Origin of the sequence: Nocardia amikacinitolerans NBRC 108937, assembly GCF_001612615.1 — a bacterium.
GTDB lineage: Bacteria > Actinomycetota > Actinomycetes > Mycobacteriales > Mycobacteriaceae > Nocardia > Nocardia amikacinitolerans.
Map to the genome: position 1 here is coordinate 39,714 of NZ_BDAU01000046.1, position 17,808 is coordinate 57,521.

Annotated in this window: 20 protein-coding genes; 8 read left to right on the forward strand and 12 right to left on the reverse strand. The window is 66.9% G+C overall.

All coding sequences use genetic code 11. The features are described from left to right. Window positions 1-130 precede the first annotated feature (130 nt). From NAM01S_RS28655 to NAM01S_RS28665, 3 genes are read right to left on the reverse strand one after another with little or no spacing between them, the layout of a single operon-like run. Window positions 131-970, reverse strand: a complete 840-nt coding sequence (locus NAM01S_RS28655) for a helix-turn-helix domain-containing protein (protein WP_067791170.1) — start codon at window positions 968-970, stop codon at window positions 131-133. After that, complete coding sequence (locus NAM01S_RS37440; RefSeq protein ID WP_372511745.1) at window positions 963-1,487, reverse strand: DUF6879 family protein; 525 nt, start codon at window positions 1,485-1,487, stop codon at window positions 963-965. Before NAM01S_RS37440 ends, NAM01S_RS28655 begins: the two co-directional genes overlap by 8 nt. Next, window positions 1,465-1,812 (reverse strand): hypothetical protein, encoded by a 348-nt coding sequence (locus NAM01S_RS28665; RefSeq protein WP_253799470.1) that lies wholly within the window; start codon window positions 1,810-1,812, stop codon window positions 1,465-1,467. Before NAM01S_RS28665 ends, NAM01S_RS37440 begins: the two co-directional genes overlap by 23 nt. A 271-nt stretch (window positions 1,813-2,083) precedes the next feature. Between NAM01S_RS28665 and NAM01S_RS28670 the strand changes: the two genes are divergently transcribed. Then, window positions 2,084-2,272, forward strand: coding sequence for a hypothetical protein (locus NAM01S_RS28670; RefSeq protein WP_157107964.1), 189 nt, complete (start codon window positions 2,084-2,086; stop codon window positions 2,270-2,272). Window positions 2,273-2,461: 189 nt separating this feature from the next. On the opposite strand, the gene NAM01S_RS28675 is transcribed toward NAM01S_RS28670, so the two are convergent. From NAM01S_RS28675 to NAM01S_RS28690, 4 genes are all read right to left on the reverse strand, one after another. After that, window positions 2,462-2,968 (reverse strand): hypothetical protein, encoded by a 507-nt coding sequence (locus NAM01S_RS28675; RefSeq protein ID WP_067791177.1) that lies wholly within the window; start codon window positions 2,966-2,968, stop codon window positions 2,462-2,464. Window positions 2,969-3,312: 344 nt separating this feature from the next. Then, complete coding sequence (locus NAM01S_RS28680) at window positions 3,313-4,122, reverse strand: DUF6585 family protein (protein ID WP_245910109.1); 810 nt, start codon at window positions 4,120-4,122, stop codon at window positions 3,313-3,315. Window positions 4,123-4,227: 105 nt separating this feature from the next. Beyond that, window positions 4,228-4,917 (reverse strand): ZIP family metal transporter, encoded by a 690-nt coding sequence (locus tag NAM01S_RS28685; protein WP_067791181.1) that lies wholly within the window; start codon window positions 4,915-4,917, stop codon window positions 4,228-4,230. A gap of 32 nt (window positions 4,918-4,949) precedes the next feature. Then, window positions 4,950-5,924 carry an SMP-30/gluconolactonase/LRE family protein gene (locus NAM01S_RS28690; RefSeq protein ID WP_067791183.1) on the reverse strand — a complete coding sequence of 325 codons (975 nt, stop codon included), beginning with the start codon at window positions 5,922-5,924 and terminating at the stop codon, window positions 4,950-4,952. A 109-nt stretch (window positions 5,925-6,033) separates the two neighbouring features. Here NAM01S_RS28690 and NAM01S_RS28695 point away from each other — a divergent pair, with 109 nt between their 5' ends. Continuing rightward, complete coding sequence (locus NAM01S_RS28695; RefSeq protein WP_253799472.1) at window positions 6,034-6,495, forward strand: MarR family winged helix-turn-helix transcriptional regulator; 462 nt, start codon at window positions 6,034-6,036, stop codon at window positions 6,493-6,495. A 195-nt stretch (window positions 6,496-6,690) separates the two neighbouring features. Then, complete coding sequence (locus NAM01S_RS28700; protein WP_067791188.1) at window positions 6,691-7,563, forward strand: DMT family transporter; 873 nt, start codon at window positions 6,691-6,693, stop codon at window positions 7,561-7,563. Window positions 7,564-7,609: 46 nt separating this feature from the next. On the opposite strand, the gene NAM01S_RS28705 is transcribed toward NAM01S_RS28700, so the two are convergent. Then, window positions 7,610-7,801 carry a GNAT family N-acetyltransferase gene (locus NAM01S_RS28705; RefSeq protein WP_067791190.1) on the reverse strand — a complete coding sequence of 64 codons (192 nt, stop codon included), beginning with the start codon at window positions 7,799-7,801 and terminating at the stop codon, window positions 7,610-7,612. A gap of 153 nt (window positions 7,802-7,954) precedes the next feature. Here NAM01S_RS28705 and NAM01S_RS28710 point away from each other — a divergent pair, with 153 nt between their 5' ends. The 3 genes from NAM01S_RS28710 to NAM01S_RS28720 all read left to right on the forward strand — a co-directional run bounded on the left by NAM01S_RS28710 (window position 7,955) and on the right by NAM01S_RS28720 (window position 10,556). Further along, window positions 7,955-8,749 carry an HAD-IIA family hydrolase gene (locus NAM01S_RS28710; RefSeq protein WP_067791191.1) on the forward strand — a complete coding sequence of 265 codons (795 nt, stop codon included), beginning with the start codon at window positions 7,955-7,957 and terminating at the stop codon, window positions 8,747-8,749. A gap of 279 nt (window positions 8,750-9,028) precedes the next feature. Further along, window positions 9,029-9,634, forward strand: a complete 606-nt coding sequence (locus tag NAM01S_RS28715) for a TetR/AcrR family transcriptional regulator (RefSeq protein WP_067791193.1) — start codon at window positions 9,029-9,031, stop codon at window positions 9,632-9,634. Window positions 9,635-9,695: 61 nt separating this feature from the next. Then, window positions 9,696-10,556 (forward strand): alpha/beta hydrolase family protein, encoded by an 861-nt coding sequence (locus NAM01S_RS28720; protein ID WP_067791195.1) that lies wholly within the window; start codon window positions 9,696-9,698, stop codon window positions 10,554-10,556. 5 nt (window positions 10,557-10,561) lie between these two features. Here NAM01S_RS28720 and NAM01S_RS28725 read toward each other — a convergent pair whose 3' ends face one another. Next, window positions 10,562-11,206, reverse strand: coding sequence for a TetR/AcrR family transcriptional regulator (locus tag NAM01S_RS28725; RefSeq protein WP_067791197.1), 645 nt, complete (start codon window positions 11,204-11,206; stop codon window positions 10,562-10,564). A 264-nt stretch (window positions 11,207-11,470) separates the two neighbouring features. On the opposite strand from NAM01S_RS28725, the gene NAM01S_RS28730 reads away from it, so the two are divergent. Then, window positions 11,471-12,826: a WS/DGAT/MGAT family O-acyltransferase gene (locus NAM01S_RS28730; RefSeq protein ID WP_067791199.1), complete on the forward strand. Its 1,356-nt coding sequence runs from the start codon at window positions 11,471-11,473 to the stop codon at window positions 12,824-12,826. Window positions 12,827-12,829: 3 nt separating this feature from the next. Here the strand turns inward: NAM01S_RS28730 and NAM01S_RS28735 are convergent, their stop codons facing one another. Together NAM01S_RS28735 and NAM01S_RS28740 are read right to left on the reverse strand one after the other, a co-directional pair. Beyond that, complete coding sequence (locus tag NAM01S_RS28735) at window positions 12,830-14,887, reverse strand: prolyl oligopeptidase family serine peptidase (RefSeq protein ID WP_067791201.1); 2,058 nt, start codon at window positions 14,885-14,887, stop codon at window positions 12,830-12,832. 42 nt (window positions 14,888-14,929) lie between these two features. Further along, a complete protein-coding gene (locus tag NAM01S_RS28740; protein WP_067791203.1) occupies window positions 14,930-15,475 on the reverse strand; it encodes an AMIN-like domain-containing (lipo)protein in 546 nt (181 codons plus the stop codon). A 156-nt stretch (window positions 15,476-15,631) separates the two neighbouring features. Here NAM01S_RS28740 and NAM01S_RS28745 point away from each other — a divergent pair, with 156 nt between their 5' ends. Further along, window positions 15,632-16,606 carry a dipeptidase gene (locus NAM01S_RS28745; protein ID WP_067791204.1) on the forward strand — a complete coding sequence of 325 codons (975 nt, stop codon included), beginning with the start codon at window positions 15,632-15,634 and terminating at the stop codon, window positions 16,604-16,606. 168 nt (window positions 16,607-16,774) lie between these two features. Here the strand turns inward: NAM01S_RS28745 and NAM01S_RS28750 are convergent, their stop codons facing one another. Next, complete coding sequence (locus NAM01S_RS28750; RefSeq protein WP_067791205.1) at window positions 16,775-17,800, reverse strand: NADP-dependent oxidoreductase; 1,026 nt, start codon at window positions 17,798-17,800, stop codon at window positions 16,775-16,777. Between the last annotated feature and the right edge of the window lie 8 nt (window positions 17,801-17,808).

Below are 17,808 nucleotides of genomic sequence, written 5' to 3' on the forward strand. Positions count from 1 at the left end.
GCTCAGATGCCGGTCAGCACTTCGGACACTTTTGCGGCATCGGTCTCGTCGTCCAAGGGGAAACCTCGGGTAGGTCTGGGCGCGCAACCGTAGATGCCGCGCCCGCGCGGGAGTCAGTCGGTCGAAGAGGCTAGATCCGGGTTCGGTCGTCCAGCGCCCGCCGTATCAGCTCCCGAGCCTTTTCGCCGGTCACGGATTGACCGGCGAGCGTGTCGAACGCTCGAAGGTAGAGAGCGAGCTCCCTCGGCTGTGTGATAGTCAACTTCGCGGTCGAGCCTTCCTCAGCAGCTAGGCGGTTGTCGTACAGCACGAAGTTGTTGAACAACACCCGGGCTTCGGCTGCCTTCGGGACTATCCCGAAGGTGACCCTGGGAAGACTTCCGGCAGTGAGGAGTCGGTCCAGCTGACCGATCATCACCTGATCGTCGCCGACCGTCGTGTAGAGCGCCTGCTCACCTACGACAAAGTGAAAGCGCTTGTCCCGCTGGTACAGAACTTGTTGACGCCGCATCCGAGCGGCTACGGCCTGCTCGATGTCGCCAGGTAGTTGATAGAACTCTCCCACGTACCTCAACATCGCTTCGGCATATTCCGGCGTCTGCAGCAGGCCGGTCACGATGACCGGCTGATAGTTGCGGATGAACGTTGCTTCGGCCTCGAGCTTCTGTAGCCGCTGCTGTCCGGCCTTGATGCCGGGACCAAGTAGGCGTTTCCACTCGACGTATGCACTGTCTATGTGGTGCAACGTGGCTAGGAGATCTTCTAGCTGATCTGCGGCACCGCAGTGTCGGCAGTAAGCCTGGATCACCGCGTCCGACGCGTGCAGCTTTCCGAACTCGTATTTCGATACCTTCGACTCGTGCCAGCCTTCGAGGCGGGCAAGCTCCCGGCCGGATATGCCGGCACGTCGCCGGATCTCGCGGAGACGCTGGCCGAGCGCCTGCCTCGCTTCCTGAACCGAACTAGTCACTGGGTGACATCACCCGTACATACTCGGCGTACGGCGTCGCCAGCGGCCAGAGTCGCAGACGCACACTCCGGCAATAGTCGACAATCCGCGGATCGGTTGTCACCGCGACACCGCCGACCGCGCGGCCTTCCTCATCGGTGAGGGTGAATGCCGCTCGTTCGTCATCGAGTAGCCAGACGTCATCCGGAGGCACGTCCCCGGCTCGATGGCGGGCGACGTAGCGGATGCTCTCGCCCGCTTCGGCGTTCAGCTCCGCGAGGGTGAGCAGCCACCGGTGATAATCGGTGTGTGGCACGGTGACGACGCGGACGCGGCTCACGGTCACTCCGCGGGTCACCAACTCGCCAACGAAGTCCGACCAGTCGCGGAACCACCCGCGCAGATCGAACGGTTCGCCCCTCAGAAACCGTTGCAGCGGTTCGGATTCACCGGGGACTCCGTAGGAGTCCCGGACCTCGAGCCGGAACGCTTCACGTTGGCACTCTCGCAGTACGTCACGAGTCGGCCGGAACTCCACCGAAATAGGTCCTCTCTGCCCGGGGCACTTCGATCGCGGTTTCGAAGTCTTCCATGGTCATTTGATCCAAAGTCTCCCGATCGGTGATCGGTCGGCCGGTTACCGCAAAGGTTCCCCGGCCTGTATCGACCAGCGGGGTACCGATGTAAGTCCGGGGCTCGGTGAAGCCGGTCAAAAGGTGTGGGATTTCGACCGTTTCCGGGTGGTCGGTCCTCCATCCGAGGATCACGTAGCTGTCCTGGTCGGTGGCGAACAGCGAAGGGCAATCGTCCTTGCCGGAACCACCTTTACCGAGCAGATGCAAGCGCATGGTCAGGTCTCCCATCGAGCGTGTGCAAGTTCTTGCAGAATCAAGACTAACGCCGTCTACCTGTGTAAATGCTGAATCGAAGTCGACCAGTATTGGCAAATCTTGGCACACTAGTCGCCCAGCGCCGCCCCCCGTTCGTAGCTTCGACTCAGCACGCGGCACCGGGTTGGGTTCCAGTGACGAGTCATCGAGTCGCGGTTTCCCGGTGCGGTGTGCGCTCAACGAGAGGGGCGCGCTGTACTACTTGGCGAAGATTCACTGCGCCGGTTCGGCGTGGATTGTCCACGTGCCTGCGGTCGATCACTGGACGATCGCCACCGACAAGCGTGGCTTGACGGATACGGCTCGGCAGATGGTCTCGGCCGTCCTCGGCGCACCGGATTCCTTCGATATCGACCTCATGATGGGCCGCGCGGTCGGCACGCCGGACGAGTTCGCAGCCGGGTCATCGACCCTTCGACAGTGGGGGCTGTGAAATCAATGGAACCTGTTGTGGCACAAGCATCTCTGGCGCCCTCGACGCAGCGCAGCCGCAATGGCAGTTCGAGTTCGCTGCAAAGTGGACCCAGGGAACAAAATAGAACGGATTGAGGCTGGTTCCCGTCATCGCCGTCGGTGCCCGACCGGGCAGTGAAGGTGCTACCGCCGTATGTGAGCCCGGTGGTCAGTCGAGGCTTCGGCGTCGAGCGCGCATCGAATACACCGTGTTGCGAGGGCCAGGACCCGACTGGCTGCCCCATCCGCGTGATGTGGCGATATCCCAGCCCTTCTGCCGCTTCATCTGCCTCGCGAAGGCATCGATGTCCTCTATGCGGCAGCCACACTCGAGTCGAACTTCGATCGAGACATATGTGCCGGAGGGATTGGCCTCGTACTTACTCAGGGCCCACTTCGCCGTGTGATCATGTTCTTTGAGGCCCGATGCTGCTTCGCTGTGAATGAATCCGAAGGCGCCGCCCATACGATCGAGGTCGTCGATGACGAACAGATCGCTACGCCACTGGCCCGGCCACACAGCGAACAATCGAGACTTTCCGCCCTTGGCCCGGGACCAAGAGTCAATGTTCACGCCATGAGAGACGGTTCCGTCCTCTCCGACTTCGATGTAGCAGACGGTTTGGCTTGTGTAGGGGAAGTCGTTGCCCAGTTCTGCGGAGCTGCGCGGCTGCATACGCGGATAGTAAGTGTCAGCTGTACTGCGCCGCAGAAGATCGTGAGGCCCACTAGTCGGTCGGGGCTTACTCAGTGGCTGCCGTCCTCAGGTCTGGCCGTTCCGGCGTCAAACGATGACGGCGCTGGCCACCGCGACGTTCGAAAAGCCCGTGCCGAGTGCGTGGGACACGTCCTCGCCCAAAGCAGGCTCGCAGATCGGCTGTGGCTGGTGCGACCCAACGAACACCCACAACTGCCCGAAGGCCGCCGTGGGGTCGATTCTGCAGCTCCGACGTCGGTTTCGGCGTGGTCTTTGGATTCCGCGTCCACGCCTGTCAACTGACGCCGCCCCGACAGAACCCTTCAGGTGGTGGCGGGGAGGCGGAGGCGTTCGGCTAGTTCGTTGAAGATGTAGAAGTTGGGGATGGCGGCGACGGGGGCGAGGGAGATCCAGGTGCCGTCGACCTTGATGCGGACCAGTCCGCTGCGGGCGTCGATGAGCTGGATGCGGTCCCAGGGATAGACCTGATTGCGGAAGCTGAGGGCGACCAAGTCGAGGCCGATATCGCCGAAGTGGACGGTTTCGCCGTTGTCGATTTTGAGGACAGCGCGCGGCAATTGCGTGCCGGTGATGGCGGACTGGATCGCCCTGCCCCATTCGCGCGCGTCGGCGAACTCGGTGTCGTCGAAAGCCGCGTGCGCGCCGTTGGGTCCGCTCATCTCCAGCGAATACTCGACGCGCGAGGTGTTCTGGAACGGAATGACCTGTTGGCGCACTTCGGCGGTGTCCCAGCGGAATCCGGCGATCTGCTCACCGGATCGGTACACGGTCATGCCGTTATCGAACAGATCGAGCCGCGCCGAACGGTTCTGCTGGTTCTGCCGTCCGCGCACCGACGCCAGCGTGGCAGGCAGCAGCGCGACGACGCCGACAGCGACTCCGCCCGCGAAGGATCCGACCGCGGCACAGATCACACCGACGGCCGCGAGTCCGCCCGCGACGATTCCGCACCCGCGCACGAAGGTGTCGCTCACCGGTGCGGGGAGAAATGTTTGGCGGTGCGTGCCGAGCTTTTCGTACTCGGCCATCAGGTGTATCAGCTGCGACAACGGTATGGTGCGCCGGACGCCGGTTCCGCCTTCACCGTCCTCCGGCATGCTCGGAGTGGTCAATAGTCCCTCCATGAGGCGGTTTTCATCCGCGCGAAGCGTATTCCACCGGACCGGATATCGCTACCGCAACCCCCGGTGAATTCGCGCGTCGGTCTCACCGCGTATTCACCCCTGCAGCACGAAGGCGACCAGAAAACCTGCCGCCGTGGCCATTCCGACCCACCAGCCGCCTTCGCGATAGGCCTCCGGCATGAGTGAATCGGCAAGAACGGCGATGGTCGCGCCGCCCGCGAAAGCCTGCACGGTGCTGATATGGGTGTCGGAGAGATTGTCCGAGAGACTGTTTCCCAGCACCGTGACGAGCACCAGAACCGCACCGGTCGCCGCCCACAACCCGAATGCGCGAGCGTGCTTCAATCCGTGCTCGCTGCGCATCAGCGCCGCGCCGCCGATGGCCTCCGGCAGGTTGCCCACCGCGACCGCCACCAGCAGCACCAGCCCGCCGCCCGAGGTCAGCGAGACGCCGAGCGCGAGGTTCTCGGGAACGCCGTCCAGGATGGTGCCGAGCATCAGCGCCCAACCGATGGCCGCCGCGCCCAATTTCGTCTCGATCAGATGATTGGCGACCACATACACCCCGGCGCCCGCGAACAGCGCCGCACCGGCGATCACCGCGCCCGCCTGATGAAAGGCCGGTTCGAACAGTTCCGAGGACACCGCCGCGATCATGGTGCCCGCGCCGAACGCCATCAATGACGCGAGCAGCGGCCTCGGCAACGACCAGCGCAGGCCGATGGCCGCGCCGACCAGCAGCGGTACCGCGGTGCCGAGACCGTAGAGCAGTGCCTTCAGCATGCGGCTCACCCTAATGGGCGCCCGCAACTCGCTCAGATGCCCGCGACAGATACGACGCGGAAGGCGCTAGGAGTGCCGGGACCCATCGGCCCACCCTTGTCGAACTGCGACGCGACCACCAGCGTGCGCTCGCCGTCGCGCACCAAAGTGGTTGGAATGTCCAGGGTCTCGTCGGTGAGCCGTTCGTCCAGCCGCGCGGACGCGCCGTCCTCGGTCAGCGTCCAGCGCGAGATGGAGTTGGTGGAGTTGTGCACCGCCCACAGCGTGTCGCCGCGCAGCTCGAGGCCGTCGCCGTTGGTCAGGTCGCCGCCGTTCAGTTCGACTTTCCTGATCGGCGCGTCGGCGGTGAGATCGACGCGGTAGAGGTCGCCGCCGACCATGTCGACCACAAGCAGGTACCGCCCGGACGGGTCCGCGACCAGGCCGTTGAGGTTGAAACTCCCCGGTTCGCGCGGTTCGATGACGCCGCCGAGTTCGAATCGCGGTGTCAGCTCGCCACGTCCGCCCTGCGCGGCGACCGCACGCACCTGCTCGGGCGTGACCCGGTAGACCACGGCGCGCACGCTGTCGGTGAGGTAGGCGGTGCCGTCCTGCGTGATGGCGACGTCGTTGACGAAGCGCGGTTCGGCGCCGGGCACGTCGAAGCGGGCGATCAGTGCGCGAGAGGCCGTGTCGTACACAGCGACTCCCGCGGTCGAGTCGGTCACCCACAGCCGACCCGACCCGTCGACCTTCAGTCCGTTCGCGGTCTTCCGCCCGTCGGCGCCCTCGGGCAGGAACACCTCCGCCCGCTCGGCGTCGGCTGTGGCGCGGTAGATCGCGCCGGTGCTGTAGGAGCCGACGTAGGTGTCGCCGGTGCGGGCGTCCAGCGCGATGCCCTCGGGATAGGCGCGCTCGCCTGGCAATTCGTAGGCGGTGGTTACCCGCGGTGCTTCGTCGGGGGAGCCGCAGGCCGTCAGCGCGGCGAGGGTGAGGAGGGCGATCGGAAGGGTGCGCGTGCGGGACATGCCGTGACCTTTCGAATGTGATCGTATCGAAGAACGTTCACGAACATAGATTCGAGTTCTAATAATCGTCAAGACTCGAACGGCAAGACGAGCGGATACCATGCCAGGCATGACCCCTATGCCCGCCGCCGAACGCATCGGCTCCTACGTCAAGCGCGCGGAGCAGGCTCTGGCGACGGCGAAGAACGTCGCGCTGAAGCCCGCGGGGGTCACCGTGGCCCAGTACTCCGCGCTGCTGTTCCTCGCCGAGAACCCGGGCATCTCGGCGGCGGCATTGGCGCGCCTGTGCGGCGTCACCCCGCCGACCATGAACACCGTGCTCACCAACCTCCAGGAGCGCGGCCTCATCGAACGAACCCCGCACGCCTGGCACAAGAACGTCCTGGAGACCCGTCTCACCGAGCGCGGCGAGTCGGTGATGAAGGACGCCGACGCCCGCGCGATCCGGGTCGAGCGTTCGGTGGCGGCCGCGTTCACTGCCACGGAGCGCGACACCCTCGTCGAGCTGTTGACCCGCTGCGCCGACGCTTTCGACGCCGCTCGCGAGGACGCGCCCACGGCGAACAAATAGGCCCGCCTGAACCGAGGCTTCCGCCAGAGCCCGCTGCCCAGCAAACAGGGGCGGCTGGTGTGGACACGCGGTGCCGACGGCCTGGTGTCCGCGACGCGGCGCGGCTCGTCGGCGCTCGCTTCCGTATGCGGGGGCGGAGCGGCGCGGGATCGCGAACGTCCGCGGCACCCCGGGCGACGTCGGTAGTCTGCGGTGATGGCGCACCTGCATGCGATCGGATTCGCGCTGGTCGCCGCGCTGTGCATCGCGTTCAGCGCGGTCATGCGGCACTGGGAGGCGGCGCGGGTGCCTGATGTGGATCTCGGGCGTCTCGGCGCGATCGGCAGCCTGGTTCATCGGCCGCTGTGGTGGTTCGGCACGGCGGTCGGCGCGGGCGGTTACGTCTTCCAGGCGATGGCGCTCGGTCGCGGATCGGTGCTTCTGGTCCAGTCGCTTCTGGTGAGTTCCCTGCTGTTCGCCTTGCCATTGGCGGCGACTCTCTCCGGCCGCGCGATTCGGCGTTCGGAATGGTTGTGGGCTTTGGTGCTCAGCGTCGCCATCGTGGTGCTACTGATCGTCGGCGATCCACGGCAGGGGAAACAGCATGTGGCGGCCTGGCATTGGGCGTTGACCGCCGCGATCGGCGTCCCCCTCTTCGCGGCCTGCCTGCTCGGCGCGCGACAGCCGGGCAGGCGGCGGGCGCTGCTGCTCGGCATCGCGGCTGGCGCGCTGTTCGGCTTGGCGGCGGTGCTCACCAAAGGCGTGGTCACGTTGATCGGGGAGGGGGCCGCCGCGGTGTTCGGTTCCGCGGAGACCTACGCCCTCGTCGTGGTGGGCGTCGCCGCGGTGGTCCTCCAACAGGACTCCTACCAGGCGGGGGCGCTGCAAGCCTCACTGCCCGCCGCGACGGTGACCGAACCCGTCGTCGCCGCGGCCCTCGGCATCCTGCTGCTGGACGAGTACTTCGACGTCGACGGCGCCCACGTCATCCTGCTCGCCCTCGCCCTCACCGCGATGACCGCCGCCACCCTCGCCCTGGCCCGCTCGGCCGCATCCGAACCCACCCCGGCCCCCACTCCGATTCGCTGACCCAGTCCTATGCTCTCGCAGCATTCGGCCGAATCCGGCCCCGCGGTCAGTCGGTGGTGATGCGGGCGTGTAGGTGCATGTCGTGCCACCGCTGGATCGCCGGATCGGCGAACGCGGCGAACACCGCCGAGGCGTCACCGGCGAGCCACGGCCGTAGGACGAGGCCGTCACCGGTCGTGATCGTCGGCTGGTCGGCATCCCAGAACCGTTGCACCACATCGGGAGTCGAAAGCGCCATGGTCGAATTCTCCGCCGGTCGATCGATCGTCGCGCGACTCGCGTTCCGGCGCGACCGGCGCCTGATGATCGGACGCAACCGGGCGGCCCGAGGTAAGCACCTTGTCTGACCGTTCCACGGGCGCACCACCCACTCCGGTCGTAGGCTGAATTCATGTCGCGCGGCGAGATCAAGGGCGTGCTCTACGACATCGACGGCGTGCTGGTTACCTCATGGCACGAGATCGAGGGAGCGCGCGCCGCCGTGCGGGAATTGCGCGAAAAGGGTTTGCGCCGAGCATTTCTCACCAACACCACCTCGAGGACTTGCGCCGAGATCGGCAGTCGTTTGAAGTCGGCGGGATTCGAGATCGATACCGAGGAAATCGTCACGGCGGCCAGGCTGACCGCCGAATTCCTGCGGCGCCGCTATCCGGATTCCCGTGTCTGGCTGTTGAATCACGGCGACATCGAAGCGGATCTGGCCGGATTGGAACTGGTCGAGAAGGACCCCGATGTAGTCGTGATCGGCGGCGCGGGAACGGAATTCACACACCGCGCGCTCAGCAGGGTGGTCGAGCTGATGCTGGACGGCGTGCCGGTCGTCGCGATGCAGGGCGGTCTCACCTGGGCCACCGACGACGGCCTCCGTATCGACGCGGGCGCGTATCTCCCCGGCCTCTCGGCGGCGGGCAACGCGGAGATCGAGGTGATCGGCAAACCCGCCCCGACGGGGTTTCGCACCTGCGCGCAGCTCATGGAACTCGAGCCCGCCGAGATCGTGATGGTCGGCGACGACCTGCATTCCGACGTGCTGGCCGCGCAAGCCGTCGGCATGACGGGCGTACTCGTCCGCACCGGAAAGTTCCGCCCCGGCGTACTCGCCGCCGCCGACGTCGCGCCGGACCACGTGATCGACTCGGTGACCGCGCTGCCGGAACTGCTGTCGACCAGCGGCGTCGCCGGGTGAAGGATCGGAACCGGTCCGTTCGAAAAAAGTTCTACGAAATTCCTCCAAAAGCCTTCCTGCGCGGCGGATTGCTCGGTATCGTCCGTGTCGGCAAACAGTCAGTGACAACGGAGTTGCGATGGTCGGATCGGAGGAATGTTTGATCTAGCTACCAGGCTGCCAACTTTCGGCTAACGCGCGGTCGGTCGAAGGTTGAGACGAAGGGCCCGATCCATGACGAGGGGATCGGGCCCTTCGGTATTGTCTGCCCCAATGTCACAGGATGCGAATACGGGACGAATGTATGCCGGGCAACCCGTAGAGGACCGGCAACGCCAGCGGCGTGCGCGTTTTCTGGAATCGGGCCTGACGGTCTTTGCGCGCGACGGATACGCCAATAGTTCGGTGGGCGCCATCTGTAAAGACGCCGGGCTCTCCTCGCGACAGTTCTACGAGGAGTTCACCGGGCGCGAGTCACTCCTACTAGAGCTCTACGAGCAAATCGACAAGGAGTCGCGCGAAGCGGTGACCGCCGCGCTCGACAAGAAGACGGACGCGTCCGCGCTGGAGATCATCGACGCCGCGGTGCGCGCCTACGTCGAGTCCATCGGCGCCGATCCGCGCAAGGCGCGCGTCGCGCTCGTCGAGGTGGTCGGCGCCGGGCCGAAGGTGGAGAAATTCCGCCTGGAGCTGCGCCGGGTGTGGGGCTCGCTACTCGCGAGCGCCGCGGAGGACGCGGCCATGCACGGCGAAATCCCGCCGGGTGACTACGAAATGCGGGTGCTGGCGATCATCGGCGCGGTGAACTACGTGGTGGATTCGTGGAGCGGGTCGGATCCGCGCCCGCCGCTTGACGATGTGATCCGCGTGCTGAGCCGGGTGATCATGGGCGCGGTCGGCGCGTAGCGGACCGGCTGGTCGGCTGCCCGCGCGGCGGCGCCCGAGGCCGCGCGGTAGCGTGCGCAGCATGGAGACAGTTCCGATCCAGGTGCCGGACGGCAGCACCATTCCGGTGCGGTTGATTCCGGCCGAGGGTCAGCACCGGCATCCGGTGACGCCCGACGCGCCGCGCCCCGTCGTGGTGATCGTGCCGGGGCTCGGCGTGCCGGGCGCGTACTACGAACTGGTCGCCCAGCAGCTCGCCGCGCGCGGATTCGACGCGGCCATCGGCGAATTGCGCGGCAACGGCGACAGCCGCCCGCGGCCGAGCCCGACCAGCACCTACGGCTACCACGAACTGGTGTCGGTCGACTTCCCCGCCATCTTCCAGGTGGTGCGCGATCGGTTCCCGTCGAGCACGCCGTACCTGCTCGGGCACAGCATGGGCGGTCAGCTCGCCGTCATGTACGCGGCGCGGGTCCGCGGCAGGCTCGGCGGGCTGATCCTGGTCGCCTCGGGCACGCCGTATTACCGCGGTTATCGCGGATTGTTCAGTCCCGGCATGCTGTTCGGCACCGCCGCCGCCTCGCTGACCGCGAGCCTCGCCGGTTTCTGGCCCGGCGACCGGATCACCGTCGGCGGTTTCGGACCCCAGTCGAAGGTGCTCATCTCCGACTGGGCGCGGCTGGCCCGCACCGGCCGTTTCGTTCCGGTCGGCGCCGATATCGACTACGAGGAGCGCATCGCCCGGCTGAAGCTTCCGGTCCTGTCGATCACCATCGCGGGCGACGAACTCACCCCGCGCGGGTCGGCCGAACACCTGCTGAGCAAAATGCCCGCCGCCGACCTGACCACCTGGCATCAGCCGGAACGCTTGGGGCACAACGGCTGGATCCCGGATCCGAATTCGACCGTCGACCGCATCGAGAAATGGTTGCGCGACCGCTGATCGGCTCAGCGGCTCGTCGCCAACCGGCCCGCGAACCCGTCGAGCATCGCCTCGACGCCGACCTCGAAATGATCGCCACCCGCCGCGGCGCCTGACCTGACCAACGTGTCGTTCTCGGGCACAACGGATTTGCGGCCGCGCCGCATCGCATCGCCGTCACGCACGGCGGCGACGGCTTGGCCGAGGATGTGGCCGATCACGTAGTCGCGTAGACACTGGGTCAGTTGCCGGGCATGGCCGGGCTCGAAACCCGTGCCCTGCAATCGTTCGATCATCCAGTTGCCGGTCTCGATCGCGGCCGGGCTGCGTACCGGCCGGGTCGCGAAGACCGGCACCGCGTTCGGATGCCTGCGCAGCGTCGACCGCAGTCTGCGCGCGTACGCACGCAGCAGTTCGCGCCAATCCTCCTGCCACGGCAGGCTTTCCATTTCCAGCTCGGCGAACATGGCCGCCGCGATCCCGTCGAACAGATCCTGCTGATCGGAGAAATGCCGGTACGCCGCCATCGGATCGGCGCCCAGCGCGGCGCCGAGCTTGCGCATGGAGAACCCGTCGAGCCCGGTCTCGTCGATGACAGTCAGCGCGACCGCCGCGATGTAGTCGCGGTTCAGCGCGGTGCGGGTGGGCGGTGTCCGCTTGCGCGACGTCATCCGGCGACCGGCCGCCGCGGGTCCGCCTGCCGGACGACAACGCACGCCGGTAACCGCCGCGTGCCGTGCGCCGGGGCGGCTGGAAAGGACGACATGCGGGCATGGTAGCCGCCACCGCTTTGCGGCTACGCTGTAGATCTCATCTACGACGTAGATGTTTGCCGCGCGATGACCGCGAACACGCGACGGTGGAGCCGAATCCGGCCGACCGGCGCGGGCGAAGCGGTACATTTCTTCGACTCGGGTTCGGCAAGGGACGGGCACATGGTCGAGTTGATATCTCCACCCGACGCGATCTTCCTGGTGAACGAGTCGCGGGAACACCCGATGCACGTCGGTTCGCTCCAGCTGTTCCAGCCGCCGGACGACGCCGGTCCCGACTTCGCCAGAACCATCCATGAACAGATGCTCGCGATGCCGGTGCGCAAGCGCCTGTTCCGCAAACGTCCTGGCACGCTGCTCGGCGGCATCTCCAGTCTCACCTGGTCCTACGACGACGAGGTCGATCTGGACTATCACCTGCGCCGCTCCGCGCTCCCCTCACCGGGCCGGGTGCGGGAACTGCTCGACCTCACCTCCCGGCTGCACAGCAGCTTGCTCGACCGGCACCGCCCGCTGTGGGAGCAGCGTTTGATCGAGGGACTCGACGACGGTCGCCTCGCGGTCTACACGAAGGTGCACCACGCGCTGATCGACGGCGTCTCGGCGCAACTGCTGCTCCAGCGCACGCTGAGCACCGACCCGAACGCGACCGACGTCCAGGTGCCGTGGACTTCCTCCGGCGAGGGCCGACGCGGCGGGGGTCCGTCGCTGGCCGGACGCGCGGTTGGCGCGTTGCGCGGCATCGGCGGCATCGCGCCGTCGACCCTGGCGCTGGCCAAACAGGCGCTCGCCGAACACCGGCTCGCCCTCCCGTTCGACGCGCCGGACTCGATGTTCAACGTGCGAATCGGGGGAGCGCGGCGTTGCGCGGCGCAGTCCTGGCCGCTGGCGCGGATCAGGGCGGTGAAGGCGGCGGCCGGTGTCACCGTCAACGACGTGGTCCTCGCGATGTGCTCGGCGGCGCTGCGCAGCTATCTCCTCGAGCACGACGCGCTGCCGGATCGGTCGCTCATCGCGATGGTCCCGGTGTCGCTGCGGCACGACGGCGCGGACGAGGAGAGCGGCAACAGCGTCGGCACGATCCTGTGCAATCTCGGCACCCATCTGCCCGACCCGGCCGAGCGCTTGCGGACGATCAGCGAGTCCATGAGCGAGGGCAAGCGGTTGTTCGCGCAGATGCCCAAGACGCAGGCACTCGCGGTGTCGGCGTTGATGATCGCGCCGCTCGGCCTGTCGACCGTGCCCGGCTTCGTCTCGATGACGCGCCCGCCGTTCAACATCGTGATCTCCAATGTGCCAGGGCCGCGCGAACCGATGTACTGGAACGGCGCGCGGCTGGACGGCAACTACCCGATGTCGATCGTGCTGGACGGCCAGGCGCTCAACATCACCGTGACGTCCAACGCCGACAATCTCGATTTCGGCGTGGTCGGCTGCCGCCGCAGCGTGCCCCACCTCCAGCGAATCCTTCGGCACCTGGAGACGGGGCTCGCGGAGCTGGAGCACGCCACCGCGTGAGTCCTATTCGCCCTTCTCCATGAGCATTTGGGTGAAGAACTCGTAGATGAGCGCGGCCTGGAACGCCATCTGCTTGTTGTCCGCGGCGCCGCCGTGTCCGCCCTCGATGTTCTCGTGGTACCAGAACGTGTGTCCCTGCTCCTCCAGCAGCGCCGCCATCTTGCGCGCGTGCCCGGGGTGGACGCGGTCGTCGCGGGTGGAGGTGGTGAGCAGGATGGGCGGGTACTCGGCGTCGGCGCGCACGTTCTGGTACGGCGAGTACTTGCCGATGTACTCCCACTCCTCCGGCTTGTCCGGGTCGCCGTACTCCGCCATCCACGACGCGCCTGCCAGCAGCAGGTGGTAGCGCTTCATGTCGAGCAGCGGGACCTGGCAGACGATGGCGCCGAACAGCTCCGGGTACCTGGTCAGCATCACGCCCATCAGCAGACCGCCGTTGCTGCCGCCCACCGCGCCGAGCTGCCGCGGGGTGGTGATGCCGCGGTCGACGAGATCCCTTGCGATGGCGGCGAAATCCTCGTACACCTTGTGGCGGTTGGCCTTCTGTACCGAGGTGTGCCACTCCGGGCCGTACTCGCCGCCGCCGCGGATGTTGGTCATCACCCAGGTGCCGCCGCGCTCGAGCCAGCCCATGCCGGACGCGCCGCTGTAGGCGGGCGTACGGGACACTTCGAAACCGCCGTAGCCGGACATGACCGTCGGGCCCGGCTCGTCGGTGCGGTCGTGGTGCCGAATCACGAAGTACGGCACCATCGTTCCGTCGTCGGAGCGGGCGAAGAACTGCTCGGTCTGCACGCCTTCGGCGTCGAAGAACGCGGGCTCCTGCTTGAGCTGTTCGGTGCTGCCACCGACCGCGCTGGCAAGCAGCGTGGCGGGGGTGGTGAAACCGCTTGTGGTGAGCATGAACTCGTCGCCGCCCTCCAGCGGGTCCAGGTTCATGACGCTGGTCGTCGCCATCGGGGGCGTGTCGGCCAGCGGCTCGACGGACCACCCGTCGGGGCCCGGGGTGAGTACGTGCAGTTTGGTCTGCACGTCCTGGAGGGTGATGAGCAGCAGGTGGTTCTCGGTCCAGCCGTAGCCGTGCAGCGAGGTGTGCGCGTCGGGGGTGAACAGCGCCTCGAATTCCCGTGCGCCGGAAAGGAAACTCTCGAAATCGGTGGCCAGCAGCGCACCGGCCGGATAGGTCACGCCGCCCACCTCCCACGGCGACTTCAAGCGAACCAGCAGCCAGTCCTTGTACCAGGATTCGCTGGCGTCGGTCGGCACGTCGATGTGGCGCAGCGTGCCGTCGTCCTCGATGAGGTAGACCTCTTCGTTGAAGAAGTCGGTGGCGCGGCCGACGAAATGGCGTTCGTAGCCGGGGGTGCGGTCGTAGCCCGCGGAGACCGCGACATCTTCCTCGGCGCCCTCGAAAACCGTTTCGGCGTCGGCGAGTTCGGTGCCGCGCCGCCAGCGCTTGGCGATGCGTGGGTATCCGGATTCGGTCAGCGAACCGGGGCCGAAATCGGTGCCGACATACACCGAGTCGACATCGATCCAGCGGATCTCCGATTTCGCCTCGGGCAGGAAGTAACCGCCGTCCGTCGGTTCGATGAATTCTCTTCGCTCGATGTCGAATTCGCGAACCACCTTGGCGTCGGCGCCGCCGCGGGACAGGCTGACGAGCGCGCGCAACTGCTCCGGCCGCAGCACCGCGGCACCGCCCCACACCCAGTTCTCGCCTTCGGCGGCGGCCAGCGCGTCCAAGTCGATCAGGACGTCCCAGTCCGGCGACTCCTTGGCGTACTCGGCGAACGTGGTGCGCCGCCACAGGCCGCGCGGGTGCTCGGCGTCGCGCCAGAAGTTGTACAGCCAGCGCCCGCGACGGCCCGGGTAGGCGATCTTGGTGTCGGTGTCGAGCATGTCGAGGATGCGGCGCTCCAGCTCGGTGAACCGCTCGGTCGAGGCGAAGCGTTGTCCGACGACCTCGTTGTGGGCGCGCGCCCACGCCAGTGGCCGTTCGCCGGTCACCTCTTCCAGCCACAAGTAGGGATCGTTCACGTTCTGCTCGACGCCGCTCATGTCAACTATTGTTGCTGAGCGGCGTCCTCCCTGCGTGCGCGGTTACCAGAAGTGTGCGACGTCGATCACGACCCGCGATCCGCCGCCGGGCCCGTCCAGCGTGAACACCCGGAACGGCAGCCGCGCGCGCACGCCGACGCCCAAGGTGGTCTGGCCTTCGAACGACCCGGCCCAGGCGACCTGCCGGAGGGTCCGATAGCCGGCGACTCTCGCCAGTTCGCCCCGATCGGCCGGGTTGTAGGTGGGGTTGCCCGCGTTGTCGTAGGCCGGAGCGTGCACCGTCACGCTCAGGAAGGCGCCGCCGCGCAGCGGCACGGGCGCGCCGGAGGCGTCCATGCTCACCGAGCCGACGTAGGTCGCCCGGTAGCCGGTGACCGGACCGGCGACGTCGATGACGAGCCGGTCGAAACACTGGTGGCGACCGGAGCGCACGCTCGTGACGGGCGCGGTCGAGTGGTTCGGTTCGGTCTTCTCGAGCGAACCCCAGACCAGACCGCAATAAGAGGGGGTCGCGTCGGCGGAGCCGGGAAAGATCAGGAGTGCGATTCCGGCGACCAGCGCGGAAATCAGAACGAGGAAGCGACGCACGTCGCACCGCCTTGGGGCAGTTGGGATGAAGCACACGGGAAATCGGTCGAATCCGACAATTCGTTAGCCACCGTTGTGTCGCGGATTCGTCTCGAATTCGTCGCTGCCCGCGCTCATTAAGATCGAACTTCCGCACCGAGCGACAGGAGTTCGAATTTGGCCGCCTTCCTGTGGGAGCAGCACTGTTGTCTGCCGCTGCTGCCCTCCGCCGACATCACGGAGCTGGCCAGGTATCCGCTCGGTTCCTACCTGTCGCTGAACATCGGCTACTCCAGTCAGAGCACCGCCGATTCGCTGGCGCTGGTGCGGCAGTTCCGCCGGGATGCGCTGGCGGACGGCCGGTTTCGATTGGTCAGCGGTCTGGACGACCTCGGCGATCCGGAACGCATCGCGCTCGCCTTCGATCTGGAGGACTCCGAGCCGCTCGGCGGCGATCTGGACAACGTCGAGGTGTTCCACGAACTCGGCGTGCGCTCGCTGCTGCCGACCTACAACTACGCCAACGCCGCGGGCTGCGGTTGTCTCGACACCGAGGACACCGGACTCACCGCCTACGGTAGGGATTTGGTGCGCAAGCTCAACGAGGTCGGCGTGTTCGTCGACGGCGCGCATTGTTCGCGGCGTACCGGGCTGGACCTCGCCGCGTCGACCTCCGTGCCGATGATCTACAGCCACGCCAATTTCGCCGCGCTGTGGGATCACCCGCGCAACATCACCGACGAGCAGGCAAGGGCGTGCGCCGAGACCGGCGGTGTCATCGGTATCAATGGCGTCGGAATCTTCTTGGGGCACAACGAGCCCGACGAACGAGCCCTCCGCGTCGCGGCCATGGCCGACCACGTCCAATACGGTGCGGAACTCGTCGGCGTGCAGCACATCGGCATCGGCTCGGACTACTCCTTCGACGCCGACGATTTCAACGCCGAGTTGTTCGCCAATCCGGACGCCTTCTCCGAGTCATATACCAAATATGGTCCACTGCAATGGGTTCCGCCGGAGGACCTGCTCGGCGTCGGCGTCGGTCCAGGGCTGGACGCCGAGCTGGCCGCGCGCGGATTCACCGAGAACGAGCGGGCAGCGGTGTTCGGTGGGAACTTCCGCAGGGTCGCCGAGCAGGTCTGGCGGGACTGAGCGGGCTTCGGCTTGCGCGGCTGTGGCCCGGGCTCACTCGTCCTCGGCCGTGCGGTTGGCACAGGACAGGACGTCGACAAGGGCGGCGGGTGCTTGCGCAACCCCCCGTGAGCGGTCTGTTGGGTGTGCCGTCGGGCCAGACGGTGTGGTCGGCGCTGACCGGTGCGTTCATCCCAGACGCACGAGCATCTTGCCGGTGTTGGCACCCGACAGCACGCCGAGGAACGCGGCGGGTGCCTGCTCCAGCCCTTCGTAGACGGTCTCCCTGGTGCGCAGGGTGCCGTCGGCCAGCCAGGCGGCGGCCTTGGCGATGTACTCGCCGAAGATCGGGAAGTAGCTGCTCACCAACATGCCGCGCAGCGAAACTTCCTTGGTGGCAGCCAGATACAGGTCCGGTCCTTGCTCGCCGGTCGCGCCGTTGTATCCGCTGATCGCGCCGACCAGCGCGACCCGGCCCTTCGGCCGCATGGCCGCCACCGCGACGCGCAGGTGCTCACCGCCGACGCTGTCCAGGTAGACGTCGATGCCCTCCGGAGCTGCCTCGGCGAGCTGCCCCGCCAAGTCGCCCGCGCGGTAGTCGATCGCGGCGTCGAAACCGAATTCCTCCAGCAGCAGAGCGGTTTTCGCCGGACCGCCCGCCGAGCCGACGACCCGGCCCGCACCGAGCGCCTTGGCGAGCTGACCCGCGACACTACCCACCGCGCCCGCCGCCGCCGAGACGAAGACGGTGTCGCCGGGCCGGACCGGCGACACATCGGTGAGCGCGGCGTACGCGGTGAGCCCGGTGGTGCCGAGCGCGCCGAGGAAGTGCTGCGGCTCGGCCGCGGACGTATCGATCGGCGTCGCGAGTTCGTCATCGACCACCGAGTGTTCCCGCCACCCCGCGAAGTGGGTCACCGTGGCGCCCACGGGAATCCGCGCCGACCGCGAGGCGATCACTTCTCCGACCGCGGACCCCTCCAGCACCGCGCCGACCTGAAACGGTGCGATGTAGGACGGACGATCGTCCATCCGGCCGCGCATGTACGGGTCGACCGACATCCAGGTGTTGCGCACCAGGATCTGCCCTTCGGCGAGTTCGGGGATCTGTCGGGTCACCAGCGCGAAGTTCGCCTGGGTAGGCGCACCATCGGGCCGGGCCGCCAAGTGAATCTCCCTGGTTGTGACCGTGTTCGAAACCGCCTGTGTACTCATCTGTTTCG